This is a genomic window from Halalkalibacter sp. HAAS-P014, assembly GCF_056619965.1.
On record NZ_JBWQTV010000024.1, the window covers coordinates 108,810 to 135,268 of the forward strand.

The 26,459-nt window shown below is 36.4% G+C and carries 31 protein-coding genes; 13 read left to right on the plus strand and 18 right to left on the minus strand.

Going from position 1 to position 26,459, the window contains the following annotated elements:
• Window positions 1-9: 9 nt before the first annotated feature.
• The 3 genes from AC1FXZ_RS19060 to coaA all read right to left on the minus strand — a co-directional run bounded on the left by AC1FXZ_RS19060 (window position 10) and on the right by coaA (window position 2,872).
• The gene (locus tag AC1FXZ_RS19060) at window positions 10-657 is read right to left on the minus strand and encodes a hypothetical protein (RefSeq protein ID WP_480056621.1); all 648 of its coding nucleotides are present in this window, start codon (window positions 655-657) and stop codon (window positions 10-12) included.
• A 435-nt stretch (window positions 658-1,092) separates the two neighbouring features.
• Window positions 1,093-1,677, minus strand: a complete 585-nt coding sequence (locus AC1FXZ_RS19065) for a cell wall hydrolase (RefSeq protein WP_480056623.1) — start codon at window positions 1,675-1,677, stop codon at window positions 1,093-1,095.
• A 241-nt stretch (window positions 1,678-1,918) separates the two neighbouring features.
• Window positions 1,919-2,872 carry a type I pantothenate kinase gene (gene coaA / locus AC1FXZ_RS19070; RefSeq protein WP_480056625.1) on the minus strand — a complete coding sequence of 318 codons (954 nt, stop codon included), beginning with the start codon at window positions 2,870-2,872 and terminating at the stop codon, window positions 1,919-1,921.
• 176 nt (window positions 2,873-3,048) lie between these two features.
• Between coaA and AC1FXZ_RS19075 the strand changes: the two genes are divergently transcribed.
• A complete protein-coding gene (locus AC1FXZ_RS19075; protein ID WP_480056627.1) occupies window positions 3,049-5,205 on the plus strand; it encodes a DNA topoisomerase III in 2,157 nt (718 codons plus the stop codon).
• Window positions 5,206-5,238: 33 nt separating this feature from the next.
• Here the strand turns inward: AC1FXZ_RS19075 and AC1FXZ_RS19080 are convergent, their stop codons facing one another.
• Genes AC1FXZ_RS19080 through AC1FXZ_RS19110 form a run of 7 tightly spaced genes read right to left on the minus strand, consistent with a single transcriptional unit; the run spans window position 5,239 to window position 7,634 of the window.
• The gene (locus AC1FXZ_RS19080; RefSeq protein WP_480056629.1) at window positions 5,239-5,664 is read right to left on the minus strand and encodes an Hsp20/alpha crystallin family protein; all 426 of its coding nucleotides are present in this window, start codon (window positions 5,662-5,664) and stop codon (window positions 5,239-5,241) included.
• Between the two features lie 15 nt (window positions 5,665-5,679).
• Complete coding sequence (locus AC1FXZ_RS19085; RefSeq protein ID WP_480056631.1) at window positions 5,680-5,898, minus strand: spore germination protein; 219 nt, start codon at window positions 5,896-5,898, stop codon at window positions 5,680-5,682.
• A 50-nt stretch (window positions 5,899-5,948) separates the two neighbouring features.
• The gene (locus tag AC1FXZ_RS19090) at window positions 5,949-6,329 is read right to left on the minus strand and encodes a spore germination protein GerPE (protein WP_480056633.1); all 381 of its coding nucleotides are present in this window, start codon (window positions 6,327-6,329) and stop codon (window positions 5,949-5,951) included.
• 11 nt (window positions 6,330-6,340) lie between these two features.
• Entirely contained in the window at window positions 6,341-6,517 is a 177-nt protein-coding gene (locus tag AC1FXZ_RS19095) for a spore gernimation protein GerPD (protein WP_480056635.1), read from the minus strand.
• A 4-nt stretch (window positions 6,518-6,521) separates the two neighbouring features.
• A complete protein-coding gene (gene gerPC, locus AC1FXZ_RS19100) occupies window positions 6,522-7,142 on the minus strand; it encodes a spore germination protein GerPC (RefSeq protein WP_480056637.1) in 621 nt (206 codons plus the stop codon).
• 33 nt (window positions 7,143-7,175) lie between these two features.
• Window positions 7,176-7,400 carry a spore germination protein GerPB gene (locus AC1FXZ_RS19105; RefSeq protein WP_480056639.1) on the minus strand — a complete coding sequence of 75 codons (225 nt, stop codon included), beginning with the start codon at window positions 7,398-7,400 and terminating at the stop codon, window positions 7,176-7,178.
• 12 nt (window positions 7,401-7,412) lie between these two features.
• Complete coding sequence (locus AC1FXZ_RS19110; protein WP_480056641.1) at window positions 7,413-7,634, minus strand: spore germination protein; 222 nt, start codon at window positions 7,632-7,634, stop codon at window positions 7,413-7,415.
• A 189-nt stretch (window positions 7,635-7,823) separates the two neighbouring features.
• On the opposite strand from AC1FXZ_RS19110, the gene AC1FXZ_RS19115 reads away from it, so the two are divergent.
• From AC1FXZ_RS19115 to AC1FXZ_RS19125, 3 genes are all read left to right on the plus strand, one after another.
• Window positions 7,824-8,687 (plus strand): DUF2268 domain-containing putative Zn-dependent protease, encoded by an 864-nt coding sequence (locus tag AC1FXZ_RS19115; protein ID WP_480056643.1) that lies wholly within the window; start codon window positions 7,824-7,826, stop codon window positions 8,685-8,687.
• A 6-nt stretch (window positions 8,688-8,693) separates the two neighbouring features.
• Complete coding sequence (locus AC1FXZ_RS19120) at window positions 8,694-8,915, plus strand: YuzI family membrane protein (RefSeq protein WP_480056645.1); 222 nt, start codon at window positions 8,694-8,696, stop codon at window positions 8,913-8,915.
• Between the two features lie 95 nt (window positions 8,916-9,010).
• Window positions 9,011-9,754: a DUF3603 family protein gene (locus AC1FXZ_RS19125; RefSeq protein ID WP_480056647.1), complete on the plus strand. Its 744-nt coding sequence runs from the start codon at window positions 9,011-9,013 to the stop codon at window positions 9,752-9,754.
• Between the two features lie 330 nt (window positions 9,755-10,084).
• On the opposite strand, the gene trpS is transcribed toward AC1FXZ_RS19125, so the two are convergent.
• Entirely contained in the window at window positions 10,085-11,077 is a 993-nt protein-coding gene (gene trpS, locus AC1FXZ_RS19130) for a tryptophan--tRNA ligase (RefSeq protein ID WP_480056649.1), read from the minus strand.
• Between the two features lie 186 nt (window positions 11,078-11,263).
• Here trpS and AC1FXZ_RS19135 point away from each other — a divergent pair, with 186 nt between their 5' ends.
• Window positions 11,264-12,379, plus strand: coding sequence for an MGDG synthase family glycosyltransferase (locus AC1FXZ_RS19135; RefSeq protein WP_480056651.1), 1,116 nt, complete (start codon window positions 11,264-11,266; stop codon window positions 12,377-12,379).
• A 57-nt stretch (window positions 12,380-12,436) separates the two neighbouring features.
• On the opposite strand, the gene AC1FXZ_RS19140 is transcribed toward AC1FXZ_RS19135, so the two are convergent.
• Entirely contained in the window at window positions 12,437-13,528 is a 1,092-nt protein-coding gene (locus tag AC1FXZ_RS19140) for a class II aldolase/adducin family protein (protein ID WP_480056653.1), read from the minus strand.
• Window positions 13,529-13,530: 2 nt separating this feature from the next.
• Window positions 13,531-14,769 (minus strand): zinc-dependent alcohol dehydrogenase, encoded by a 1,239-nt coding sequence (locus AC1FXZ_RS19145; RefSeq protein WP_480056655.1) that lies wholly within the window; start codon window positions 14,767-14,769, stop codon window positions 13,531-13,533.
• A 164-nt stretch (window positions 14,770-14,933) separates the two neighbouring features.
• On the opposite strand from AC1FXZ_RS19145, the gene AC1FXZ_RS19150 reads away from it, so the two are divergent.
• Window positions 14,934-15,812: a diacylglycerol/lipid kinase family protein gene (locus AC1FXZ_RS19150; protein WP_480056657.1), complete on the plus strand. Its 879-nt coding sequence runs from the start codon at window positions 14,934-14,936 to the stop codon at window positions 15,810-15,812.
• A 101-nt stretch (window positions 15,813-15,913) separates the two neighbouring features.
• On the opposite strand, the gene AC1FXZ_RS19155 is transcribed toward AC1FXZ_RS19150, so the two are convergent.
• Both AC1FXZ_RS19155 and AC1FXZ_RS19160 read right to left on the minus strand, forming a co-directional pair.
• Window positions 15,914-16,066, minus strand: a complete 153-nt coding sequence (locus AC1FXZ_RS19155) for a hypothetical protein (protein ID WP_480056659.1) — start codon at window positions 16,064-16,066, stop codon at window positions 15,914-15,916.
• A 262-nt stretch (window positions 16,067-16,328) separates the two neighbouring features.
• Window positions 16,329-16,499 carry a hypothetical protein gene (locus AC1FXZ_RS19160; RefSeq protein WP_480056661.1) on the minus strand — a complete coding sequence of 57 codons (171 nt, stop codon included), beginning with the start codon at window positions 16,497-16,499 and terminating at the stop codon, window positions 16,329-16,331.
• An 88-nt stretch (window positions 16,500-16,587) separates the two neighbouring features.
• Between AC1FXZ_RS19160 and AC1FXZ_RS19165 the strand changes: the two genes are divergently transcribed.
• Both AC1FXZ_RS19165 and AC1FXZ_RS19170 read left to right on the plus strand, forming a co-directional pair.
• Window positions 16,588-17,151: a TlpA disulfide reductase family protein gene (locus AC1FXZ_RS19165; protein WP_480056663.1), complete on the plus strand. Its 564-nt coding sequence runs from the start codon at window positions 16,588-16,590 to the stop codon at window positions 17,149-17,151.
• Between the two features lie 216 nt (window positions 17,152-17,367).
• A complete protein-coding gene (locus AC1FXZ_RS19170; RefSeq protein ID WP_480056665.1) occupies window positions 17,368-17,802 on the plus strand; it encodes a VOC family protein in 435 nt (144 codons plus the stop codon).
• A gap of 182 nt (window positions 17,803-17,984) precedes the next feature.
• Here the strand turns inward: AC1FXZ_RS19170 and AC1FXZ_RS19175 are convergent, their stop codons facing one another.
• Together AC1FXZ_RS19175 and AC1FXZ_RS19180 are read right to left on the minus strand one after the other, a co-directional pair.
• Window positions 17,985-18,968: a sodium:calcium antiporter gene (locus AC1FXZ_RS19175; RefSeq protein WP_480056667.1), complete on the minus strand. Its 984-nt coding sequence runs from the start codon at window positions 18,966-18,968 to the stop codon at window positions 17,985-17,987.
• Between the two features lie 296 nt (window positions 18,969-19,264).
• Window positions 19,265-19,801, minus strand: coding sequence for an HD domain-containing protein (locus tag AC1FXZ_RS19180; RefSeq protein ID WP_480056669.1), 537 nt, complete (start codon window positions 19,799-19,801; stop codon window positions 19,265-19,267).
• 166 nt (window positions 19,802-19,967) lie between these two features.
• On the opposite strand from AC1FXZ_RS19180, the gene trhA reads away from it, so the two are divergent.
• From trhA to AC1FXZ_RS19205, 5 genes are all read left to right on the plus strand, one after another.
• Window positions 19,968-20,612, plus strand: coding sequence for a PAQR family membrane homeostasis protein TrhA (gene trhA / locus AC1FXZ_RS19185; RefSeq protein WP_480056671.1), 645 nt, complete (start codon window positions 19,968-19,970; stop codon window positions 20,610-20,612).
• Window positions 20,613-20,743: 131 nt separating this feature from the next.
• Window positions 20,744-20,974, plus strand: a complete 231-nt coding sequence (locus AC1FXZ_RS19190; protein WP_480056673.1) for an excisionase family DNA-binding protein — start codon at window positions 20,744-20,746, stop codon at window positions 20,972-20,974.
• A 52-nt stretch (window positions 20,975-21,026) separates the two neighbouring features.
• Window positions 21,027-22,235, plus strand: a complete 1,209-nt coding sequence (locus AC1FXZ_RS19195) for a putative glycoside hydrolase (RefSeq protein WP_480056675.1) — start codon at window positions 21,027-21,029, stop codon at window positions 22,233-22,235.
• A gap of 241 nt (window positions 22,236-22,476) precedes the next feature.
• Window positions 22,477-23,040 carry a GNAT family N-acetyltransferase gene (locus AC1FXZ_RS19200; RefSeq protein ID WP_480056677.1) on the plus strand — a complete coding sequence of 188 codons (564 nt, stop codon included), beginning with the start codon at window positions 22,477-22,479 and terminating at the stop codon, window positions 23,038-23,040.
• A gap of 37 nt (window positions 23,041-23,077) precedes the next feature.
• A complete protein-coding gene (locus AC1FXZ_RS19205; RefSeq protein ID WP_480056679.1) occupies window positions 23,078-23,215 on the plus strand; it encodes a hypothetical protein in 138 nt (45 codons plus the stop codon).
• A 176-nt stretch (window positions 23,216-23,391) separates the two neighbouring features.
• On the opposite strand, the gene AC1FXZ_RS19210 is transcribed toward AC1FXZ_RS19205, so the two are convergent.
• Window positions 23,392-26,457, minus strand: coding sequence for an efflux RND transporter permease subunit (locus tag AC1FXZ_RS19210; protein WP_480056681.1), 3,066 nt, complete (start codon window positions 26,455-26,457; stop codon window positions 23,392-23,394).
• Between the last annotated feature and the right edge of the window lie 2 nt (window positions 26,458-26,459).

The following is a 26,459-nucleotide window of genomic DNA, read 5'->3' on the forward strand; positions in this document are numbered from 1 at the left end:
AAAGGAATATCATCCTTCTTCTTCTATAATTAAGCCTTTTAATTCTAGTGATAAATTATCATAACCATTTACAAAATCAGACTTTTTAGTTTTTGCGAATGTTTTATATTTGATAAGAATCAATGATTGAAAAGTGTTTACTATTTTCGTGGTCGCATCTATGGAGTTTGCTAAACTGATAATAAATTTAGTTGAGTTAAAGGATAAAGTGGAATCTTTGTTTGTTTGAATGCCGATAGACATAAGTTCCTTGGAATAATGGTCAAATATTTCATTTATTGATGCTACATAGTTTGTACTAGCTAATATGTCAAAATTCTTCAGTGAGCCGAGAGCTTGGTTGTACTTTTGGACGAGTGCATCTATTTGTTTAATAATTTGGTTACTTGTTGCATCAAGGTTTTTAGCGGCTTCATATAGTTGCTTTTCTTGTCTATAAAAATGTTTGAATTCTTTTTTTAAGCTTTGTTGTTTTTGATAATATCGTTCATATGAGAGTAGATAATTTTCGGAAGGGTGATTTGTCGGATTTTTCGTATCTTGTATACGTTCGATCTGTTCTACTGCATCTATACTTCCCACCTCTGTCATTCGATTGACATATGAAGACTGAATACGATTGCTCCTTATCCGTGAAGTATTTGAAACTCGAGACAAAGTCTCACCACCCTTTATTAATCTTTTATATAATTAATTCCCCATTCCATGTAAAAGTACCTGTTTTATTAACTATATTTATTCAAACTTTTTAAAGTGGATGATGAAAGCTTGTAGGGATGTTAAGTATTACAGGCCTGGACTAATAAAGTTGCGTCATAAAGCAATGCTTGGAAGTTTTTATGTATCAAAACTAGTATGAGGAAAAAGTATAGGGAGAGAATGCTTTTTATGATCTTAAACAATTGAATAGTTGTTTGATCCAACAATGAGAAAGTTTGAACGAAGAGATTTGAGGGTAAATCATATATATAGACGAAGAATATGTGGCGAGCAATTGTATTTAGTGAAGTGGGAAAAGTTGAACTTCTAAAGGGGCGATGAATATCACCCTTTAGAAGTTAATTTTCTTTTACTTGGTAATTCTATGTCTTATTATTTAGCAAAAACGTGGTTACCGATTCTTACGGTTTCCGTACGTGTTGCAATCCAGTGATTTGTAGCAATTGTTGGATTGTAGAAAAATAAAGAACCTGAGCCTTGTCCGCGAAAAGCTAATGCTTCATTAACAGCACGGATTGATTCTTGGTCTGCTGCACGATTAATACGACCATTTTGTACAGGTGAGAATGCATAATATCCATTAGATACTTCATTGATAACCCCACGAACTGAATTTGGGAAATCATGATGATCGACGCGATTTAATACGACAGTTGCAACTGCAACTTTTCCAGCATAAGATTCACCCTCAGCTTCAGCACGAACTAGACGAGCTAATAGATCTTTCTCAGCAGCAGAAATTGATGATGGAATGGTTAACTTTTCGCCGACCATAATCATAGATGACGATTTATTATTTGCTCGTTGAATTGCTGTGGTTGATACGCCATATTGTTGTCCAATTTTATATAGTGTATCACCAGCTTGAACGTTATGAGTCGATTGAGCGTGTGTATCGTTTCCTCCAATAAAGAATAAAGAAGTTGCAGCAAACATTGTAACTAACATTTTTTTCATGTTGTAAAACCCTCCTTGGTAACTTGTACTCTACTAAACTAGCATAAATTCACTTACTAAGAAGGGTCCAACTTTTACCAACTGAGAATGTTACAAACGCCATCCCTAGAGGCAGTAAATCGGAATATGCTTCTTTACAGTTCTGTAACGTATAATAATAAATTCGTAATATATGAATATTTGTAGGCTCTAAAGTATCATTAAGTAAAAAAAGATGTAAGAAAAGGAGCAGCTCCTTTTCTTACATCTTTTTTAAATGGACTTCTTCTACTCTGTGTCCTGGTCCTTTTTTTAAAATTAAATCAGCTCTATGGCGAGTAGGGCGAATGTTCTTTTCTAAATTAATTCCGTTAATTGTGCTCCAGATATCTTTAGCAAATTGATGAGCTTGAGAGTCGTTTAAATGTCTGTACTGATGGAAAAACGATTCAGGTTGTTGAAAAGCGGTATTACGTAATAGTTTAAAACGTTCGATATACCATGAAAGAATATCATTTTCATCAGCATCCACATAGATAGAGAAGTCAAAAAAGTCTGAAACGAAAACCTGTGGAATTCGCCGATCTTTTTTGTTAACTTGTAATACATTAATTCCTTCAACTATAACCACATCAGGTTCGATGATTTTCTGTACTGTATTTTCTAGCACATCGTATGTTAAATGTGAATACATTGGCGCTTCAATGTAAGGGTAACCAGATTTAAGCTCATACAAAAATCGTATTAAACGGCCGATATCATAGCTTTCAGGGAAACCTTTGCGTTTCATTAACCCTCGTTCCTCAAGGACAGCATTAGGGTATAAAAAGCCATCCGTTGTTACTAAATCAACCTTTGGCTTATTAGGCCAACGAGAGGCAAGTGCTTGAATTAATCTTGCTGTTGTGCTCTTCCCAACAGACACACTTCCTGCTACTCCAATGACAAAAGGAACTTTTTTTGTTTTCTTTTGTAAAAACGTACTCACGTTATCGTGTAAGTTTACCGAATGTACCATGTGCATGTACAGTAATTGAGATAATGGAAGAAATATATCGGAAACTTCATCAGCAGAAATAGCCTCATTGATACTGCCGAGTTTCTCACGCTCACTAGCAGAAAGTATTTCGGTTGTTGATTCTGAAAGTTTAGCCCATTCAGCCCGAGTAAATGGAGTATAGGCTGATAAAGGGACAGACTTGTTTAAAGTAACCATATTGTTCTCCTTTACGTATATGTGTTCAGGTCGAAAATGACTCTATTTAATAAGAAATATTTTGATCTTCTTATAGTAACACTAATTTACTGAAAATGGGCAATAATTCACTCATAAATTCTATCTTGAGTTATAATAAATCGAAAGTTGGAGTATTGAAAGGGACGAAAAAGAGAATGAAAGTGATCATAGCTGAGAAACCGGACCAAGGAGTTAAATTAGCAGCTCCATATCCATCAAGTAAAAAATCAGGATACATAGAAATTAAGAGAACACCACAGTTTCCGAATGGTGCATATGTTACGTGGGCTGTTGGCCACCTCGTAGAATTGGTTCCTCCAGAGTTCTATTCACAGAAATGGAAGGCTTGGAGAATAGATAGTTTACCTATTTTGCCAGATCGCTTCGCACATAAAATCACAAAAGGGAAAAGCAAGCAGTTTCAGGTAATAAAAAAACTAGTTAACCAAGATCATGTAAAGGAAATTATTATGGCTGGAGATGCCGGGCGAGAGGGGGAGCTAATCGTTCGGTTAATTATTGAACAATGTAAGGTTAATAAGCCACTCAAAAGACTATGGCTTTCTTCTCTTACCAAAAAGTCAGTTGAAGAAGGCTTCCAGTCTTTACGAAGCGAAGAAGAGACTCGTCCTTTGTATTATGAGGCGCTAAGTAGATCTTGTGCTGATTGGCTTGTTGGAATGAATGCTTCGCGCGCCTATACACTTTTGTTCCAAGAAAAAGGGATCTCTGATGTCTTTTCCACTGGGAGAGTCCAAACACCAACGCTAGCATTAATTGTGAAAAGAGAAAAGGAAATTGAAAATTTTAAACCTGAACCTTTTTGGGAAATAAAAGCAACATTTAAAATTAAAGATAAAGAGTATAGTGGAATTTGGCATAAAGATAACCAGACAAGAGTTCAAACGGCCGAATTAGCAAATAAAATTGTCGCGTTTTGTGATGGCAAACAGGCATCGGTCATAAGTGTTAAAAAAGAAGAAAAACATTTTAAACCACCATTTTTGTTTACACTATCGAGCCTTCAAACATTAGCGAACAAACGTTATAAATATTCACCTAAAAAAACACTTGATACGGCTCAAAAGCTTTATGTAAAAGGATTTATTTCTTATCCACGAACGGATTCTCCTTTTATTACAAAAGGTGAGGCATTAACGTTTCCTAAAATTATAGAATCGTTAGCAAAAATGCAAGATTACTCTTCTTTTTTCCCTCTACCGATCAAGTCGTTAATTGGAAATAAACGCTATGTTAATGATCAAAAAGTTGGCGATCATTATGCGATTATTCCAACAGAACAGATTCCCGAAATACAAAAGCTCACAACTGAAGAAAGAAATATATATGATTTAATTGTTCGATCACTTCTTGCAGCACACGAAAATGAAGCGATTGTTCACACGACAAAAGTAGAAACACTTGTTGATGAACGAGCAACTTTTCAATCAAAGGGAAACATTACAAAGCAGGAAGGATGGAGAAAGATTATCTTTCCCGAGCAAAAGGAGAAAAAGGAAGAAGAATTACCCTTAATAGAACAAGGGGATTCAGGAACGGTAAAAAAGGTAGAGTCAAAAGAATCAGTCACTCAACCTCCTAAACGTTATACAGAAGGACAACTTATTAATGTTATGAAAACAGCTGGGAAACAATTGACTGATGGGGAACTTGAAAAGATTTTAACGGAATCACAAGGGCTTGGAACTGAAGCTACAAGAGCTGGAATTATCACTGTCTTAAAGGATCGAGGTTATATGTTAGTGACCAACAATATTGTTTCACCGACGGAGAAAGGTCGCCTATTAATCGAAGCTTTAGGGGATAGTCTATTAACTTCTGCTGAGATGACGGCAAAATGGGAGCAGCGTCTAAATGAGATTGGCAAGGGGAAGGCATCTCCAGCAGTATTTATGGAACAGACAAAAAAGCTCATTCATCACATCCTTTCTGAAGCAGAAAAACAATCGAAAGGATGGGACTTTTCTCAATATGATATAACAGCCATGAAAAAGAAACCTCAAAAAGGAAAGAGTAGGCCTACCACTGTGGGCGCTTGTCCTCAATGCAGTGGTCGAGTATTAGATAGGGGAACGTTCTATGGCTGCAGTCAATACAAGTCACATAATTGCAAATTTACGATTTCAAAGACGATCTTAGGGAAGAAAATTAGACAAAAAGATATGAGAGCTCTATTAAATGATGGAAAGACTGAATTAATAGATGGTTTTAAAAAAGGTGAGAAGACGTTTCAAGCCTCACTTTTTTGGAATAAAGAGAATAAAAAAATAGAATTTCGCTTTGAGCGATAATTATGAAAAGATCAGTAGCTAAGTTACTGATCTTTACTCTTCATCTCTTATTTGAATGGTTTGGTTACTCTTATTTGGTATTAGTCGAAATAAATGTACGACTAACATTCCACGTTTATAGGAAGCTTCAATTTTATCCTTCCGAACAGCAAAAGGCAATTCTATTGCGCGTTTAAAGGCCCCTTGTTGTAGCTCCTCTTGAATTAATTGAAATCCATTATAATTAAGATTAATTACACCACTAACTTCTAACGTATTTTCATAGACATTTAATCGAATATCTTCTACAGTTTCAATTGCTGGCAAAAAAACAGTACAAATCAATTCATTTCCGGATTGATATACGTTTGCTCTTGGTTGATTACCAACTCCGTTAAAATAATTATTAAATTTCCCCCAAAACTCATCTTCAAAAAAGTTCTTGAACGGTTTATTCCATTCATTTGCGTGAAAATCCAAGAGTATCACCCACTTTTAAACATTTCCACCTAGATTTTGATCTAAAATATCTGGATCTGTGACGTTATTTGCATTAAATCCATTATTTGTAATGACAAAATCACCATTAATTCCGGCGCCTTGACCGGAAACGCTTTTCTCTGAACTTTTTGGAGAAATATTTAATGAATCTCCAAAATGCATAATTCCACCATTTGAATTTACTTTAAATGGACCACCTACTATCGAAGGCATATTAACACCCTTTTCATTTTAGAATTACAGTACAGTACTCAGTAAACAAGTTATTGGTTCCAGTTTCTTTCTTCTAATTGTCTGATATGCTTCACCCTGGCTTCGGCATCAATGTTATGAGTTGATCCGATATGCACTACAGAGGAGGCAGCTGCCCCTATAATATCGATTTGATTGACATGAATAAAAGGAGAAACATTGTGTCTTGAGATGTTAATTGGTTCAGTGATAATCGGTCTCGGTAAAGGTTTAGTGAAAATTGGATACGCATTAAAATTGCCTTCATCACTATAAAATAATTCAACTTCACGCTGTACGGCCAAAGCCCTGGATCTCGGAGTAATATTCGTTGAATCGCCAATTTCTAAAACAGAGCTGCTTGCTAAGCTTGTGATTTTCACGTTTTTTACAATAGAAGTCCTTCTAACCATATGACACTCCTTTACTCAGGGGCAAGTGGAACGAATGGTCCTATAATTAAAGATTCGGGTGGTGTATCAAAAATAGAGGATAATGTGATTGTATCTGTATCTCCAACTAAGAATAGAGATGAAGTTGAAACCCCTACTATCCGAACATTATCGACACATACGTTTTTGTTAACTACGGTGAAATTCATATAATCACTCTGACTCCTCTCGAGGTAGGTGTTTAAGATACTCATCGTATGTTTTATGAATATCTTCTTTTACTTTATTTATAGCCATCTCTTCAACACGTGCAATTTCCTCTGGTGGTAAAGAAGCTTGATTAACTTGATTAAGGTAATAGTTAATACGATGGTCAATCTGTCTTCGTATATCATCAATGATATATTGGCGATAATGACTATCTAAATAATAATTATGCTGGCTTTCAATTTGATTGAAAATTTCATGGCATTCTCCATTCAAATAACTGTGTACCTGATGTTTTACTGTTTCAAAAATGTTTGATTGCTGTTGATTTACAGAAGGGACTTTTAAATCATGTTGATTAATCGAAAAATCTTCAATAGGTCCTTCGCCGTTATGCTGTGGTGTCAAACCGATATTTAACGTCCCTTCCAACCTTTCTACTTTTAACTGATCAAACTTATACTCGACTCTCTCTATATTTGAAGTTTGATTTTGTTTCAAAGTGTTGATTTCGTTCAGTAGATATTGAACCGTTGATTCTAAATAAGTAATTCTTTCTTGTTGAGAATTAACGTGGCCATAGAGTTGTTGGAGATTTTGTATCAAATCTGAATTGTTGAAATACATGAAATCTCCTCCTTACGTATTACTTCAACATTTTTATGCTCCTGTTGGTGGTGCAAGTGGAACAAGAGGAGGTCTTGGGTCATGTTCTTCTACTATTCCGTCTGCTTCAGGTGCTGGTTCTGTAAAGCCACCCGTATTATAGAGGTTAGATAGTGATTTAATCATACCCGCACTTCCGATTTGCAACACCGAAGAGTTCGTTATTCCATCTATTCTTAAATTGTGTATTGTAATGCTTTGATTAATATGGAAGTTCATATATACCCTCCTTTAGATGATTGATTGAATGTTTGAGTCAGCAAAATCTTTGTCATACGTATTTGTTGCACTCTGGTTGTTACTTACTTTCAGGTAATCTCCAGTAATAAAAGAGCCTGCACCGGCAAAGGTTTTCGCAGTACTTTTTGGAGCGATATTAAATACGTCTCCAATATTAAGTACTCCACTATTTCCAACACTGTTAACTTTTACGGCTCCTACAATTGCTGGCATAGAACCATCCTTTTCTTATCCAATAGCTAATAATAGAGTATGTAAAACCGTGATAAACGTTCATATGAAATAGCAAATTATCAATATACATATATTACCACTGATCTACAGCTTTACTGAAAAAAAGGCAAAAGTTGGTTCATTCCAGACAAACTCTTCATATAGTAATAATAAGGAGGGTGTCAGTTTATGGGGGTTGTAAGAACGGATAAGTGGTTACATCACTATAAATTAAAATGGAATGAAGCAAAGACGATTGAAGAAAAGTTTGAATGTCAAAGGGAACTGGTCATCAAACCACTTTGCGATCTTTTTTCGACGGAAGATGTATTGGGGTTGCATCAATATCTTATGCAAATGGGACTTTTTTTACCTAACCAATCAATCGAACGTGAATATGACATATGGAAACAAACAATGCCTTGGTTTGTCGTTCAAGAACAATTTCTTAAATTAAAAAAGAAATGGAATGGACCAGACGTTAAAATATATATTTTGCCATTAAATAATCAAGATGAGTTTCTCGCTAGTGAGCTAGGAAGAAAAACAGGATTATCATTACAAAATGCGATTTTACTATTTATCGATTCTTCTACAACAAAAAACGATCTTCTTGCTTTAATCACGCATGAATATCATCATATATGTCGCCTGGCGACCCTTCATCAAACCGAAGAGTCCATTACGTTATTAGAGTCAATGGCAATGGAAGGTCTTGCTGAACTTGCTGTTAAAGAAGAGTTAGGCCCAAATGCTTGCGCTTCTTGGACTCGCCGATATGATGATAGATGGAATGATAAGTGGTTTGAAAGGTGGATTCGCCCTAATTTGTTTGAGCAAGGAAGAAAAAATTATCTAGTTTACCTATATGGAAGTCAAGAACATGGAATTCCATTATGGTTAGGGTATTACACCGGTTACAAACTGGTTCAATCTGCAACGACTGAAACCGATAATACTGTACAACTATTGCAAGTACCTGCTGAGACATTACTGCAGAAATCGAAATTCAAACTAAAAGAGGTGAGAAAAAATGGTGATTATTTGTTGTGATAGCTCATGATTAGATTATTCTTCGTTCTTATTGGCTTCACACTAGCTGTAGTAGGTGGAATAAGTATTTTAGCATATTTAAATTTACTTACAGCTGGTTATGATGCTTCGATGTATGTGATGTTCTTACTGCAAAGAATAGAGTTTTATTTCTTCGTTATTGGAGTCATTATCATCATTGTCTCAATGACGATACCCACTAAAAGAAAGCGGAAAAAAAAAACTTAGAATAATTTGGAATGAATTATGTGTGTATGGAATAAACTGGTTCGTGCCTGCCTATACTGTGGATACAAAACAAAATACAGTGAGGGGGGTTTTTCATGGTCCATATCCGAGACGTATGGGTCAATTGGTTCGAAGGCGAGGAAAACGGATATAATGTATGTGATTTTCATGAATGGCGTAGTGATGACAGAATTGAAGTGTTAGATCAAGCAATCGTAGTATTAGTAAGTTCAGAATTATTCCACTACATTGAGAACAACTTATCCGACCTGCCGGAAGATTTGTTGGCTGAAGTTCATCAACAAAGTTATCTTAGAAAAAACATGTCGCGTATTCAATTAGATTACTGCTTTATTGCAACAGATGGTATAGGGATCATTGCTGTTGATACAATGGGCTATAAAACGCCTATTCGGAAAAGTCGATTAACTCCAAGACAGGAACAAATGGTTTATGAGCAATTAAAACAGAATGAATTTACCAAATTTGAATTATCAAGCACTGTTAGCAAAGAGTACCATATTTTATCACCGAGTCCTGAAGATCTTTGGGGGTTAACTAGAAGAGAGAGACAATTAAAGCAATTGTTGTATATGGCTTTGGATCAGCTATACTCTTCTGGAACTGATGCTGAAGTGCGTTACTGGTATACAGAGTGGAGCCCTAACGATTATATACGAATACAAATGCTAAGTAGAGATGAAGCTTGGGAACAATTGTATTCTGAAATTCGCATAGGGTGGACTGAAAAACATCACCAACTATGCGAAGCGATGGTTAGAGGACAAGCCTTCTTTGAAAAGTTATGGGAGCTTGAGCATGGTGAGAGCGTTAAATAAATGAATAGTTTGTGAACAAGCAAGGAACAATTGAAGCATAAGCATAGTAATGTCTAAGAAATAGCCAAACGTGCTATTCTTAGGCATTTACTTTGTAATTAAACTCTCCTATAATAATTACAGAGAAAGATGAATTAAGTAAGGAGGGGAAACAATGGATAATTTCGCTTATGCTGTGATGCAAATCCTAACAGTTGTATTGTTAGTGGGAACACTAGGACTATCATTTTTTGTAGGAAAAGTCATGAAGAAGAATGCAGGATACTAAAAAGGACGGTTTTCCGTCCTTTTTTGCATGTGGCTGCATGTTCAATTACTCCAACCAAAAATTTATTTTTGCCTCTTACGTCCAAGCCCCATCGCGCGCTCTGCTTTTTCGATCATGCGAGAAGCTACTTGATTCGCTTTGTTTGCACCGTGGTCGAGTATCTCATCTAACTCTTCAGATTCAATTAATTCATAATAACGATTTTGAATAGGTTTAAGTGTATTTACTACTACTTCAGCTAGATCTGTTTTAAAATCACCATAGCCTTTATTGGCGTAACGCTCCTCAATTGTCTCAATTCTTTCACCAGAACATAAAGAATAAATGGAAAGTAAGTTAGATACAGCTGGTTTTTCCTCACGATCGAAACGAATGCTACCTTCAGTATCTGTGACAGCACTTTTAATTTTTTTCGTGATCGTTTTTTCGTCATCTAACATTGAAATATAGCTTTTTGGATTAGGATTTGACTTACTCATCTTCTTAGAAGGGTCATTTAAAGACATGATACGAGCACCTACTTTAGGTATACGAACCTCTGGGATCGTAAAGATGTCATTATATTTTTTGTTGAATCGTTCTGCAAGGTCACGTGTAAGTTCGAGATGCTGTTTTTGATCTTCGCCAACTGGGACTATATCTGTTTTATAAAGAAGGATATCTGCTGCCATAAGTGGTGGATAGGTAAGCAATGCAGAAGAAACAGCTTCTTTCCCTTCAGATTTATCTTTAAATTGAGTCATTCTTTCAAGTTCACCTATGTAAGAAACGCATTGCATAATCCAACCTAGCTGAGCATGGGCAGGTACTTCAGACTGGATAAATAAAGTGGCTTTCTCATGATCAATTCCAACTGCTAAGTATAGAGCAGCTAAATTTCGAATATTTTCACGAAGTTTTAAACGATCTTGTGGAACGGTAATAGCGTGTTGATCAACAATACAGAAATAACAATTATATTCATCTTGCATCTCCACGAAATGCTTCATTGCCCCTAAATAATTTCCAAGTGTTAATGTGCCACTTGGTTGTATGCCAGAAAATACGGTTTTCATTTTTGTCATTCCTTTCATTAACATGTTCTTATGATATACATCAAATCATATCAGATTGTTTCCCAAAAACATAGGCTGATACACCTCTTGAAAAGAAGTCAATTTGAATATCATGAATGATCTTTTAAGAAAAGGTGAACAATAACTTTATCATATTTGTAACAGGTTCAAGGAAGTGAGGCGCTTATGAGTCAAATCACTATATTTTCTGCTTCAATAGGAAATGGTCATAACGAAGCTTCAAAAGCATTAAAAGAGCAACTGGAGGAACAAGGAGAAACCGTTTCAATAATAGATACTTTTCATTCGATCCATCCCTTGTTACACAAAACATTTTTAGAATTATATTTAAAAATGATTGAAAAAACTCCACGCTTTTGGGGAAGGCTTTACCGATATAGTGAGGAGTATTCATGGTTTTTAATCATGGATCAACTTGGTTCTTTTTTTTGCGAAAAATTGCATTCGATTATAAAAAAACAACGGTCAAATGTATTGATTTCTACTCATCCGTTTGTAACAGCTTTTTTATCGAGATTAAAAAGAAAAAAACATTTATCGATCCCACTGTATACCGTAATAACTGATTTATATTTACACCCTGCTTATGTACGTCCTGAGATTGATGGTTATTTTACCGCCTCTCCGTATATTGAACATTTTGCAAATGAACATAACTTACGACAAGATCAATTATTCTGTACAGGTATTCCAATAAAAGAAATTCCCGATGTTTCCATTCCAAGGTGGAAATTAAGAAACGACTTAAGCTTACAACCTGATGAAAAGACAGTGTTGATAACAGGAGGGGGCCTAGGACTCGGTAATTATGAAGAGATATTAGTATCATTAGAAAAGATAAAGGAAAACGTCCAAATACTATGCATGACCGGAATGAATAAAGAGATTGAACAAAAAATAAAAATATGTGCTAGTAAACATCGTGTACATGTTATTCCATACACTGATCAATTCACCAAATATTTAAGAGCAAGCGATATTGTCATATCAAAAGCAGGTGGGTTAACGATGTCAGAAGCACTAGCCTGTGAAACACCAATTTTAATTTATCAACCAGTACCTGGACATGAGGAAGATAATGCAAAGTTCTTAATGGAATTTGGGACAGCTTTTATCGCTGAAAAAAGCGAAGAAGTTACGAACCATATAAAAGAAATGTTATTCAATGAGGAAAAGTACAATCAGCTAGTAATAAACGCCCAAAAACTAAAAAAACCCGATGCAGCCAAACAAATCGCTTACGCAATAAAACAACTAGTAAAAACAAAACAAGTACTATAGAGGCCACGGAAAAAGGAGAATTATCCTTTTTCCGTGGCCTCTAAGCAATGAGCTCAATTAAGACATAGGTACTTGGCGCTGGATTTTACCTTCAATGCGATTAAAGATATTTTTAAGAGAAGGGCCAGTAATCGTTAAACCATGATTTTTAAGACCGATAATGGTTTCAGATGGATTGTCTGATTCTCGAATTAGTTGAGCGACGGTTTCGGCTAATTCAATTGTTCCACATGGATAATTAATCTCTGTTGCTTGTATACCGTCCATCCAAGCATGAATGTGGACAATCGCACCGACGTCTGGATGTTCCTTATAAATCATCCAATGTTCAATTGCGTCCACTGAGGCTCTTTTTGGTTTAACATTTGGTGGAATACTGACTTCAATAAAGTTCTCATCATCATTATATCCCTTTATATAGAGTATATCTCTACCTATTTCTTTCATATTCGCTTTATTAATACCACTAGCGCTCATCCAGAAGTGATCTTCGTCGCTTCTAGCACTTAAGTTTCCGTAGCTTAATCCACCAAGTCCATATAGTTTATTGAGGTGACGCATATCTCTTTCGCTTAAGTATTTATCTAAAGGAAAAGGAGCTGGCAGCAAATCCATTTCATCTAATTTTTTACCGGATTTACTTAGCTCAGTTGTTACCTGGTTGCCTTCCCAAAGTGGCTTAGGAAGATCTTCGTAAAATTGATTGTCAATAACAAGTCTAGAACATGTTAACGGTTCAAGACGTTTATATATTTTATCCAAGAATTCTTGTTCATCATCACCCTCGTGGTATGAAATAGAGTAGCAGCCTTGTTCCGGTGTTAAAAAGTGGACATCTGTTTTCCCAGAACGGTGATTAATGTACATAAAATGGTTTGCTAATGAGCGAACTAGAAAAGGATATACTTCGGTAAATAAATCATATGGTTGGCCAGAACTTTCTAATGCTGCAACAACAAAGGTTGCTTGTGCTTTTCGGCGAAATGGTTTGATTTCATCTTCCGTAACAAAATGAAAGACGAGTTGAAGAGGATCATTATTATTTTCAGTGTATGAAAAACCATTTTTTGAAAATGTTGATACTAAACCTTTTGATAACCATTGTAAGAATGGACTAGTAGGATTTGAGCTCAATGTAAAATTTTTCATAGTTAACCTCCAACAGTAGTTTGATCATGGTTGAAGACAACTTTCAAAGCATTTTCACGATTTTTATTAGAAATGGTGTTGAAAGCCGCCTTGTAGTCATGTAGAGGGTATTGATGGGTAATTAGAGGTGATAGATCAACTTTCCCTCTCTTCATTAACTCAATTGCGATTTGAAGAGTGTTCATTTTCTGACCTTCAAATTCATTTGTGCTGTATGCAAAACACCCTTTGATCGTTAGTTCATTTAACCAGACTGTTGTCCAATCAATCTGTTTCATTATGCTTGCTAAACCGAGAAGGACAACGGTACCACCACTTTCTGTAAAGCGTAGTGCATCTGTAACACTTTTCTTCCTGCCTACACACTCGTACACAATGTTGGCTCCACCTTGTACGACTTCTGCTCCGAAAACAGGCTTTAATGCTTCTGCCCCAAGTGCTCTTGCAGTCGAACTGACATATGACTGATCAAGATAAATTACTTCATCGGCCCCAAGCGCTTTGGCCATGTCAGCTTGAAATGAATGTTTAACTAAGATTGAGACTTTACAGGAATAATTAAGTGCTTTGATAGCAGCTACAACCGAAAGTCCAATCACCCCAGCCCCTATGACTAACACTTTATCTCCTGTTTTTGGTGGATTACGTAATACAGCATGAAGAGCACAACTGAATGGCTCTACTAAAACACCGTTTAAATCGTTTACCTCGTCTGGTAAGGGGAGAATTTGACTTTTGTGTGCAACAAAATAAGGACTCCAACTTCCTCCCGTATCTTTGCAAGCCCCTATTAACAAACCAGATTCGATTGACCCTTTCGTTTTTTTCTCACATAAGCTCTCGTCTCCACGTTCACAAGCTGGGCAAGGTTCTAAACCCCGAGTTTCACATGAGAGAACAGGATTAACAACAGCCCGTTGCCCTACTTTTAAATGGGTAATATTCTTTCCGAGTTCCGCAATTTGCCCGACAGCTTCATGGCCAATTGTAAATGGAAAGGAAACATACGGTGATGTAGTTGGCGAATCATGTAGAAATAGTAAGTTCATATCACTACCACAAATGCCACCATACTTAACTTTAATTTTCGCCCAATCTTCATTAGGTAAATTAGGCACTTCGGTTTCTCCCCACTTTAAACAAGAGAACCGGGGATTCCAATGGAGTGAAGGGAACCAGCGACCAAATGTTTTTGTAAGGACATATTTCGGAATTGTAAAATCAAATTGTAAAGCGTTCATCTAATCACCTCCCTAATTAATATGGAAGTACGTACTTAATTACTTGTAATTTGTGCAAAAAAAAGTATTTTATTCATATTTTTCCACTATAATTGGAATAAATATCTTTGAATATCGAAAAGAAATATGGGAAGAATACATGCAAAAAAGGGGGGAGGAAGTAGATGTATTATTTTCTTGTAAACAAAACATCAGGAAAAGGACGGTCTGTTCAAACTTGGAGTGAAATAGAAAAAGTTTTGAACGAAAAAAAAGTTGAATATCATGTTCAATTTACAGCTACTAAAGAAGAAGTTATTAGCTATCTAAACAATTTAATTTCATCTAAAACGAATATATCGTGTATCATCGCTCTTGGTGGTGACGGGACAATTCATGAGATTATGAATCAACTAATTGGAACATCAGTACCATTCAGTGTTATCCCGACAGGATCTGGAAATGATTATGCAAGAGCGAGAGGAATTTCAAAGGATTACAGAAAAGAAGTTGAGAAACTGTTGCAAAATGAAAAAAGCAAAATTGATGTATTAGAAGTTGGTGACCGCCATTGTATGACAGTAGTTGGAATAGGTTTTGATGCAAAGGTTGCCGATGAAGTTAACAAAAGTAATTTGAAGAAGTGGTTTGGAAGTCTCGCTTACTTAGTAACAATCTTAAGAGTCTTACTAACATATAAGGCTTCTTCTTTTAGGCTTCAATTGAATGGTAGCGAAAAAGTTTTTGAGAAAGTTTGGTTAGTAGCAGTAGCCAATCATGCTTACTATGGAGGAGGAATAAAAATTTGTCCTAAAGCGATTAGTGATGATGGGAAATTGGATTTATGTATTATTCACAGTCTCCCTAGGTGGAGGTTACTCTTTATACTCGCTAACGTTTTTGGGGGGAAACATGTTAACATGAAAGGTGTTGAATATTTACAAGTAGAATCTATTTATGTAGATTGTGATGAGCCACAAACTGTAATGGCTGATGGAGAAATGATTGGAACGACTCCAACAGCAATTTCAATAAAAAAGAATGAATTTCATATTATGTCATAATAAAGAAGGTGACTGAAATGTTCTATAGCTAGTAATTAAGGTCAAGTTCATGATAGATGACCTAGCTAAAGTAGACATACATGTCACCTTTTTTTATGTGTTTAGTGAATCGGTTTTGAATTTGAGTAAGACTGTCGTTCTCTAACAGTTTGGTTTCTATGAGGTTTGTTATATACATCTTCGTATTCTAAAGTAAAGAGGAGATCTAAAAAGTGATAGCTAAAATCCTTAACTTTTCCTAGCAAAGCTTTCATATTACATCCTCCTGTCTAGAAGTCTCTGTATAACTAATATGTACGAAGATGCATAAAAACATACAAGAGGGATTTCAAGAAGGGCGACTTTTCCCTTCTTGAAATCCCTCAAAGCAATGAGCGAACATGCTGCCTTGTTTTAAGGAGCTATGAGCGATTTTCTCATAGCTACGCGTAGCAAGGGAGCCATTGCAAACAATCGAAGGGCGACTTTTCCCTTCTTGAAATCCCTCAAAGCAATGAGCGAACATGCTGCCTTGTTTTAAGTAGCTGACTTTCGTCGTTCATTCAATCTTAAGACCCATAGAACAACATTAATAACAACAATTAAATAAAAAAGCCACGTAATGGTGTAATCATTTAGATAGGAGATAAGCACAAAAATAATTAAGACGGTAATAGCAACTAATTGAAGAATTTGGATTTTACTCAAGACTTCCCCTCATTTCGCATGATTTCCTTTTTAAGGACATACGATACATTATAACAATCCTGAAAAAGAACGAAAAGAGGCGTGATGGATGAGAAGAAAACAAGCTTTTTATCGAAGTGTTTTAATTATTCTTTTATGTGGTGTTGGGTTTATGTATAGCCAATCAGATAGTATTTTTCAACAGGTTGAGGAGTCTGTAGCTGCTTCGGTACAACCAGGTGTGCAAGTCGGACAAGAAGCGCTTCCTATTGAATTGACAACCTTAAATGGAAATCAAGTTTCATTAGATGATTTTATAGGACAGCCAGTTGTCATAAACTTTTTTGCGACATGGTGTCATCCTTGTCAAGAAGAAATGCCAGTCATTTTAGAGATGGAAAAAAAGTTGAAAGAAAAAGGTGCAGCGTTCTTAGCAATAAATATGACAAGTCAAGAAAAGAGCCAAGCAGAAATAAGACCATTTCTGCAACACTATCGAGCGACTTTTGATCCACTTCTTGATCAAGATGGAGAAGTAATGAAAAAATATCAAATTATTGGAATACCTACAACAATAGTTATTGATGAACAAGGGCTGATTGTTCAACGAATCAATGGAGGCTTAACCTTTGATATAATGGAAGACCTTATAGTTCTGAGGGAAGAAGGTTAAAGAGACTGCTGGAAACGTAGGACGGCCAGTTTTCGAAGAGAAAATACAAAAGCAATAGAAGTAGCGTATCAATTCACATAGAAATTGGTACGCTTGTTTTTATTTATAAACTATATTTACCGTGTTATTAATTATGAATTTGGTATACTTTAATTGATAAACTGGGGTAATGGTAAAGAAAAGAATATTTATAAACTTGTAAGGAGTGTGTTCATTATGGTTGGAGTAGAACTTGATATGGTTGTGAAAGATAGCTTACAAGCACTGGAATTATACGAAAATATATTTGATATCGAGCGTGTGGAGGTTTCAAACTTTCCTCGTGGTGAAAATGAGGTAGTTTTTACCCTATACGACGTTCACTTTCATATGTTAGATGAGAATCCAGAATTTCATTTGATTGCACCGAATCTTGAGGACCCTAAAACTAGTTGGGTAAATGTTACTGTCCCAAACATTAAAGAGACCTACGCAAAAGCGATGGACCGAGGTTGTAAAGAAGTGCAACCGGTAACTGAGATAGCTGACTATGGTGTATCGAACGCCGTATTTATGGACCCCTTTGGTTATGTATGGATGCTGCATCAGGTACATAAAGAAGTTAGTCATGAAGAGCGTATACAGCTTTGGGAGGAGAAAAGGGAGAATTAACAATTGGAAATAGTATCTAAAAATGTATTTTGCTAATGGAAGCGTTAGTTCAACAAGAGTAAATAGCACAGGTGTTAAGTACCTGTGCTATGCTATTTTCCTTGCGTGTTCACTTTATTCCTCTAGAAACGAATCCATTACTGAAAAAGATCGGTCTTTCCTTTTTTCAGCAGCCTCTATTATTACTGGATGAAAATAAGAAAAGAAGAAATGAAGTATAGGATAACTAAAACAACAGAGGGCAATGCATAACGGAGCATGGTTTCTCTTGGTTTTCGTATTAATGCATAAAGGACTACAACTGATAAAATACCGACAGCTGCTGCCGTAATTTGATGTACATCAGATACTGCAGCAATGATTGGACCTTCACGATAAAAAATATCGGCTAAGCCTAATATTAAAAAGTTAAATAAGTTGCTTCCTAATATTGACCCTATGGCAAGGTTGTTGTTCCTAAGTTGCAAAGCAACAAGTACAGATACGGCTTCAGGTAGAGACGTTGTAGCTGCAATTAAGAAACTTCCAACAAAGCTTGCACCAAGCCCTGTAATCACAGCAATTTGATCCCCTGTAATCGTTAAGAGAGTTCCTGCCCCCATGATGACAATCGCAGCTATCACAAAGCCAATAATTGCTTGTTTGAGGGGAATAGCTGACATATTGTATTCTTCTGGCTCTTCTACAGGTTGATCGGGGTATTTTTTTGATAAATAGGAGGTTAGCCAAATCCCTAGTGCATAAACAGAGAAAAGGATCCAAATATCAACTCCAATACCAAGTAATGAAATTTCGATTCTAATGGAAAGAGCTAGTAAAGCAACAATTGCAAGAAGCAAACCAACACTGGCTGTATATAAATGAGAACGCTCAGCTGCTTTAAAGATTTGTTGTCTCCTAAAATAGAGATCGAAACTCGCAATAATTAATAAATTAAACATGTTACTGCCAAATACATTCCCAATAGCAATATCGGGAGTATCTAACACAATAGCAGATACGGTGGTTGTCACTTCAGGAAGAGAAGTTGCTCCAGCGAGGAAAATCGTTCCAACCATCATCCCCCCAAGAGAGGTTTTTTCTCCAATTGTATCGGCATATGTAGAGAGTTTTATCGCAGCTAGTACGGTAATGACAGCTGCTATAATAAACCAAAAAAAGACCATAAAACAATTCCTCCTAAACATAAATGACACAAAAAAGACCCTTTTATGAGAGTTTGCCCCAAGTTGGATGTAATCTCTCATAAAAAGGTCTTGCGTACTTTGAGGCCAGTTCATGTTTCGATATGAACTGCTCAACTCAAAGCTCAATGAACCGAGTGAAATTTCACTGTCATGACGACTCATTGACCAAAAGGTCGCTACTCCCCTTTTTAGGGTATTCTATTGTGATGTGTTTAATGTAGCATGAGGAGGAGCGTATCGTCAATTTGTTTTATGTGATTAAAATTTCGAAAAAATCAAATTGAACGCTTTATATAATTGTTATTTTTTTTAGATTCAACCTTTTTATCTAGCCGTTCTAATAGTCGTCTTGCGCGACTATCTGAAATCGTACGGTAATGATGATCTCCTCCTGGCTCTTCATCGGCTTCATCGGCTAAAGCTACAACATGTTGTAGTGGATTCAATTCTAAATACCCGTTAGGTAAATAAGAATCGGTGTGAAGCAAAATGGCTAAGGCGATATCTTTTGCTATTTTTGGATGTTCACCTAAACGAATTAGCAGTTTGTGCGCTCTTTCGGAGCCTTTGATTGCATGAATATCATTTTGTTTATATAAATCATAATCCCACTGACCATCTCGATACCATGTGTAATGACCGATATCATGAAGGAATGCAGCCTTCGTTGCTAGGTCAGGATCAACTTTATGCTCAAGTGCTAAGCGAAAAGCATGATAAGCACAAGCAACTGCGTGGGCCATACCAGAGCGTTTTACATATTTTTGCGTAATGGGATGATCAAACAATTGAACTAATGTAACATGTCTCATGGGACATTCCCCCTTTTCTAGGTTGTGATAAATTTTGTCATTAAAAAAGTATATTTCATCTATTATAAAGACTTTTTGACTGAAATGCAACAATTGATTGAAATTGGTAGCAATGTACATACTAAAGAGTGTATAATGTAAGAATGCAAGTTGAAAGGGGTTAAAAATGGCTACAACACACACGTTTTCAAAAGGTGAAGAAATTGCAAATGCAATTACACACGGTATTGGAGCTTTATTAAGTATTGCAGGACTTGTCTTGCTTATTGTATTTTCGAGTCTATATGGTTCTGCTTGGCATATAGTTAGTTTCACAATTTATGGCACAACAATGCTTTTACTATATTTTTCTTCCACAATGGTTCATGCTATGCCTCCTGGCAAGGTCAAGGACTTATTTGAAATTTTTGATCACGCATCGATTTACTTATTTATTGCCGGCACCTATACTCCATTATTATTTATCGTCGTTCAAGGCGCTCTTGGTTGGACCTTATTCGGTATTGTATGGGGGATCGCAACTGTTGGAATTATATTTAAGATATTCTTTGTGAAGAAATTTCTTTTTATGTCAACCGTTTTCTATATCGGAATGGGGTGGCTTGCGATCGTTGCTATAAAACCAATAATAGCAACATTATCACCTGCTGGAACGTTTTTATTGTTTATTGGTGGAGTTTGTTACACTGTAGGAACAATTTTTTATGTTTGGAGAGGATTTAAATACCACCACGCTGTCTGGCACTTATTTGTGTTAGCTGGAACAGTAGCTCATTTCTTTATGATATTGTTTTATGTGTTGCCAATTTAATTTTTAAAAAAGGGTGTTTCATAAAAGTTCCGGGTTCCATTTCATTTACTATTTTGTGATATGGTATCAGGAATTTTAGAGAGACGCCTTTCTTTTTGTTTTTTTAGACTCATTTAAAAGGGAGATATGTAATGTATATTACGATAGCTGATTTGGCAGATTATTTAGAATTGCCTGAGAGATACATATTGGAACAAATTAAACAAGGTCATATCAAAGCATTATACGATGGAGATAAATATTTAGTAAACAAGGATAATTTCTCATGGCATAAGGAACAACTTGACATGAAAAGAAAACAATTGACAGAGGAGGCCGAGGAACCAATTCCCGAAGATTGGGATGCTAAAGACGAAGATTAATACATACACTATAAACGTGAACACAAAACCAAAAGAAAAGGTTGTGAAGCGCATGGGGAAACACTTGGTTTTTGTGCTCATGCTTTGTATCTTTGGTTTCGTTGTAGGACCTTTTTCTGTACATGCAGAAGAAACAGAGACAATCAAAGCAAGAGACCATCAGCAGAAATTAATGCAAAGAACAGCGTTTGATTTGCCAGATAAATTGATCCGATTTGAATATGATTCCGGGTATTCTTTTTCATATCCAGCAGATGGGGTTCGTGGTATTTATGTTACTGGTAACTCAGCAGGAGGAGAACGATTTGATACGTTGCTTGACATGATTAATACCACGGAGTTAAATTCAATGGTCATTGATATTAAAGATGATCATGGCTATCTTACCTATCGTCCGGAAGACGAATCGCCGTTCTTTAACATTTCCCAAAATTACATTGGAAACACAGAAGAATTAATGGAAATATTAGAGGAAAATGAAGTATATCCAATAGCGCGTATTGTAGTGTTTAAAGATACTGTACTTGCAGAAAGTAAACCTGAATTATCATTTAAAGAAAATGGAGAAGTGTGGAAAAATGGCAGGGGAGAAGCGTTTGTTAATCCATTTTTGAAAGAGGTATGGGACTACAATATAGCTATAGCAGAAAAAGCTGCTAAAATGGGGTTTAAAGAAATTCAGTTTGACTATGTTCGTTTTCCAGAAGGTTTTGAACGACGAGATGAAGTGCTTGAATACGAATTAGGTGAATACACAGATGGGGACGACAATGTAAAAAAACGAGTAGAAGCTGTGACTGATTTTGTGGCCTATGCGAATGAACAATTATCTTCATACAATGTTGATGTCTCAGTTGATATATTTGGATATGCTGCAACCATTAAAGAAGCACCTGGAATCGGGCAAAACTTTTCTAAAATCTCAGAAAATGTAGATGTGATTTCATCGATGATTTATCCTAGTCATTGGACTCCTTATTTTGGCTTAGATAAGCCTGACCTGTATCCTTATGAGTTAACGAAGGAGTATGCAAAAGTTGAAAATGAGGTCCTCGAAGCTTTGAAAGACCCACCAGTTTCAAGACCGTGGATTCAAGACTTTACTGCAACTTGGCTTGGATCAGGAAATTATAAGAAGTATGGAAAAGAGGAAGTCGAGGCCCAAATTAGAGCACTAAATGAGCAAGGAATTAACGAGTTTTTACTTTGGAATGCAACGAATCGCTATACACCAGATGTGAATTACAAACCATTAGATTAAATTGAAGAGCTGCTACATGAAGAGCAGCTCTTTTTGCGATTCTCCCCTATCTTTACTCAAGTGCAGTAATAAAGAGGTGTCTGACCCCGAGGAACAGCGTGTAATTGTATGGGTGAGGTGCGTATACTACAAATAATGGTTAGAATGGTTAACCTTCCTAAGATATGCTGAAATGAGGCAGTTTAAGCTTATGGAAAAGAGGAATATACTAAGATTATAACGAATATGGAGGTTACATTGTATGAATTGGTACGAAAAGCTCAATCAATACTTCCCGATCGAAGAAATGAAATCGAAAGAACATATGGAATTACTGTTAAAAGAAAAAGCAGATATTTATCATAAAGATGAAGGCCCACATCATGTGATGATGTACGTAGAAACAGATGATTTCGTGTTTGTTGATTATCTTTTTGTTTCAAAGGATGCAAGAGGCCAAGGGTTAGGCAGAAAGTTGCTTAATCAATTAAAACTAAAACAAAAACCGATTATACTGGAGGTAGAACCGGTTGATTATGCTGATACCGATACGAAGAAGAGACAACGCTTCTATAGTCGTGAAGGTTTTAAGCATGCGGAGTCTGTTGGTTATCGAAGGCGTTCGTTAGCGACCAATGAAATTAATGAGCTAGAAATACTATATTGGTCTCCGACAGATGAGTCAGAAAAAAGTATTTTTGAAAAAATGAAACACACGTATGAAAACATTCATACGTATAAAGATAAAGAGCTTTATGGAGCCTCATATGAGGATGTAGACCAAGTTCTCACATATGAGGAAGAAAAGGATCAGGCAAGTATGTAACCTAGCATGTAAATCATCAATAATGAGGGTGATTGAGATGAAAAGTAAAGTCCGTAAACGTGCTAAAAAGAAAAGAGAAATGCTTAAAGACTTTTTAAAGAAAAATGTGCGAGGTTGGAAGGGACGTACGAACCGAAGTCCAGTACCGACACCTACAAGGCGAACGATTGCCTAAGACGTAAGGATGACTCAAAAGCCAAAAGTATAGTTAGCAATGGCTCCATTCGCCACATGTCTATAGAGAAGAACCTTACTTCTCTGATGGCTTGTAAAAGATGTAGCAATTCGTTCATTGCCTCGGGGTGTGCCTAAGGTCAAGTTTAGACCTTTTGGCACATCCCTTTCTTCTTTTCATGTGTGAACATGATCAACCTTTTTATTCTTATTACGACGTCTATCCGTTAACTCATAAAGAACGGGTATTAAGATTAATGTGATAAATGTTGAGACAGCAAGCCCAAAAACGATAACTATAGCCATTGGTTGTTGAACCTCAGTACCTTCGCCGAATCCGAGTGTTAATGGAAGTAAACCAAGTATAGTCGTAAGAGCTGTCATTAATATCGGTCTTAACCTTGTCGGCCCTGCCTTAATGATAGCCTCGTTACTAGGTAAACCATCGTTCTTTAATGTATTGATGTAGTCCACTAAAACGATGGCATTATTAACGACAATGCCTGTTAAAATTAATATGCCGATTAACGAACCTACTCCAAGAGGTTGATTTGTTATAAGTAACCCAAAAATGACACCAATTGCTGTTACAGGCACTGAAAACATAATGATAAATGGATAGAAAAATGATTCGAACCGTCCGGCCATTACCATATAGACAAGTAGAATAGCTAAAGCAATCGCTCCACTAAGTTTAAAAAACGCATCGTTCATCTGTTCATTTTGTCCACCAAATGTAATACGATAACCACTAGGCATTAGAGGACGCACTTCTTCTTTTAAAGCGAGCTCAATGTCTGAGATAACACTTCCTAAGTCACGACCTAAAATATCGGCCCGAATGGTAATCTCACGTAAGCGATCAGATCTACGAATCGAGCTGGGCCCTTGTCCACGTTTCACAGTTGCCACTGCCGAAAGTGGAATACGTTCACCAGTAGGAGTATCAATGAGAAGTTGTTCCAATTGATCAACAGATGCTGTATAACGATCCTCTACTTGGAGCCGTACGGCTATTTCTTCTCCATTACGGGTAAGAGTTGAAGCGATGAGTCCTTTAGTTGCATTACCAATAATAGTAGCGATTTGGGCACTTCCGATCCCATATGAAGCTGCATTTTGGCGATTAATTAATACAGTAACTTCAGGATTTCCTTCAGTGTAATTTGAAGATGGTTCTCGTACACCTTCTACAGATGAAATCGTTTTGATCATATTGTCTGCGATGTTTTTTAATGTCTTTAAATCCGGACCTTTAACCGTCACGGATATCGGATTTTCTGAGAAGCCCGTGTCGCTCGCTGTGACTGAAATATCAGTATTAGGAATTTGCTGTAATCTCTTGCGAATATCTTCAGCTATCACCAAATCTGAACGAATGCGAGTAGTAAGATTTTTAAGTAAAATGCTATAGGAAGCTCTATTTGCCTGTGTCCCTGCTCCAATTGTAAAATTATCTGTTCCACCAATAGTAACAAAAGCAAGGTCGATTTCTTCTATATCCTCTAGGTATTTATCAATTTCTTTTGTCAATTCGTAAGTGGCTTCAAGTGAACTTCCAACGGGTAAGCGTGCGTCCACACTGATGAAACTTTGATCTTGTGCAGGCAAAAATTCAGTACCTATAAACGGAGTGAAAGCCAGCGACGTTACCAATAATCCGATTGTGCTGAATAGAACAGTTTTAGGTTTTTGTAGAGCCTTTATGAGAACATGTTTATACATATCTCTTGAACGATTGAAGCCACGTTGAAAGGTAGTTAAGTCATCAGATACTTTTAACAAAGTTGATGAAAGCAATGGCACAATGATCAAAGCTGTAATAAGAGAAGCTAGCAATGAGAAAGCAACTGTTATCGCTAGTGGTTTAAACAATTGAGCCGCCAACCCTTCGACAAAAACGATTGGTAGGAATACGACTACAGTTGTTAACGTTGAGGCAACAATTGCCCCCCCAATTTCATTCGTTCCATTAATAGAAGCTGTTTTTCTTTCCTCACCTAGTTGTTGTTTTCGGTAGATATTTTCGAGAATGACAATAGAATTATCTACCATCATTCCAACCCCAAGAGCTAGCCCACCGAGTGTTAAAAGATTCAATGTTTCACCATAGAAATATAGAAATAGAAACGTCGTCATAATAGAAATAGGAATCGACAATCCAATAATAAGTGTACTACGAAAATTTCGTAAAAAAAGATAGAGAACAAAAGCAGCTAACAAACCACCAATGATAATATTCCATGCTACTGCACGGATTGATTGCTCGATGAAACGACTTTGATCAAATATCGTTCGAATTTCTATTTCGTTTGGAAGTAAATCAGAGAGCACCTCGAGCTCATTGTGAATGTTTTTAACAACTCCGACAGTATTTGTACCTGAAGCCTTTAGTACAGAAATTCCAATAGCTGGTTCTCCATTTAAATAACTTTCTTGTATAACAGGTGCATTTGTCTCGATGATGTTTACCAACTCACCAAGGGGTATGACCCCTTCAATTGTTGGAATCGGTAATATTTCTAAATCATGTACGGATGTCAGCTCCCCGGCTATACGAATAGGTAAATTTTGATTTCCCTCAGTCACTTCACCACTAGGGATATTCAAATTTTCACTAGAAATGAAGCCTTGTAAATCATTAAGGCTGATTCCATAATTAGCTAAATGTTCTGGATCAACATCGAGGCGAATTTCAATTTCTGTGCCTCCTTCAATTTGTACAGATGCAACGCCATCAACAGAGTTAAGTCTAGGCTGCAGTTCATTTTCAATTAATTTTTTTGTTTCACTTAGGTTTGCATCTGAAACAGAAACAGCTAACTGAATAACCGGTAACATACTCGGATCGAATCTCATGACTTGTGGTGCGACTACACCACTGGGCAAATGATCTCGAATTTGATCAATTCTTTCTCTCATCGTAAGCGTAGCAAAGTCTAAATCCGTTCCCCAGTCAAAAGAAACGAGTATGAGAGCACCTCCTGTACGTGAAGTAGAGGAGACGGATTCGACATTCGGAATACTGGCCATTATTTCTTCGATAGGACGAGTAATCAGTTTTTCAATTTCTTCAGGGCCAGCACCTTCGTAACTAGCCGTTACAGCAACAACGGGGTAATTTAATTCTGGAAAGAGATCAATCGGAAGGCTTCGAAGCGAGACCATACCTAAAATGATCAGAAGAAAGATCACCATTGCCATTGCTACAGGACGTAATACAGATAATTTTGCTAAATTCATAC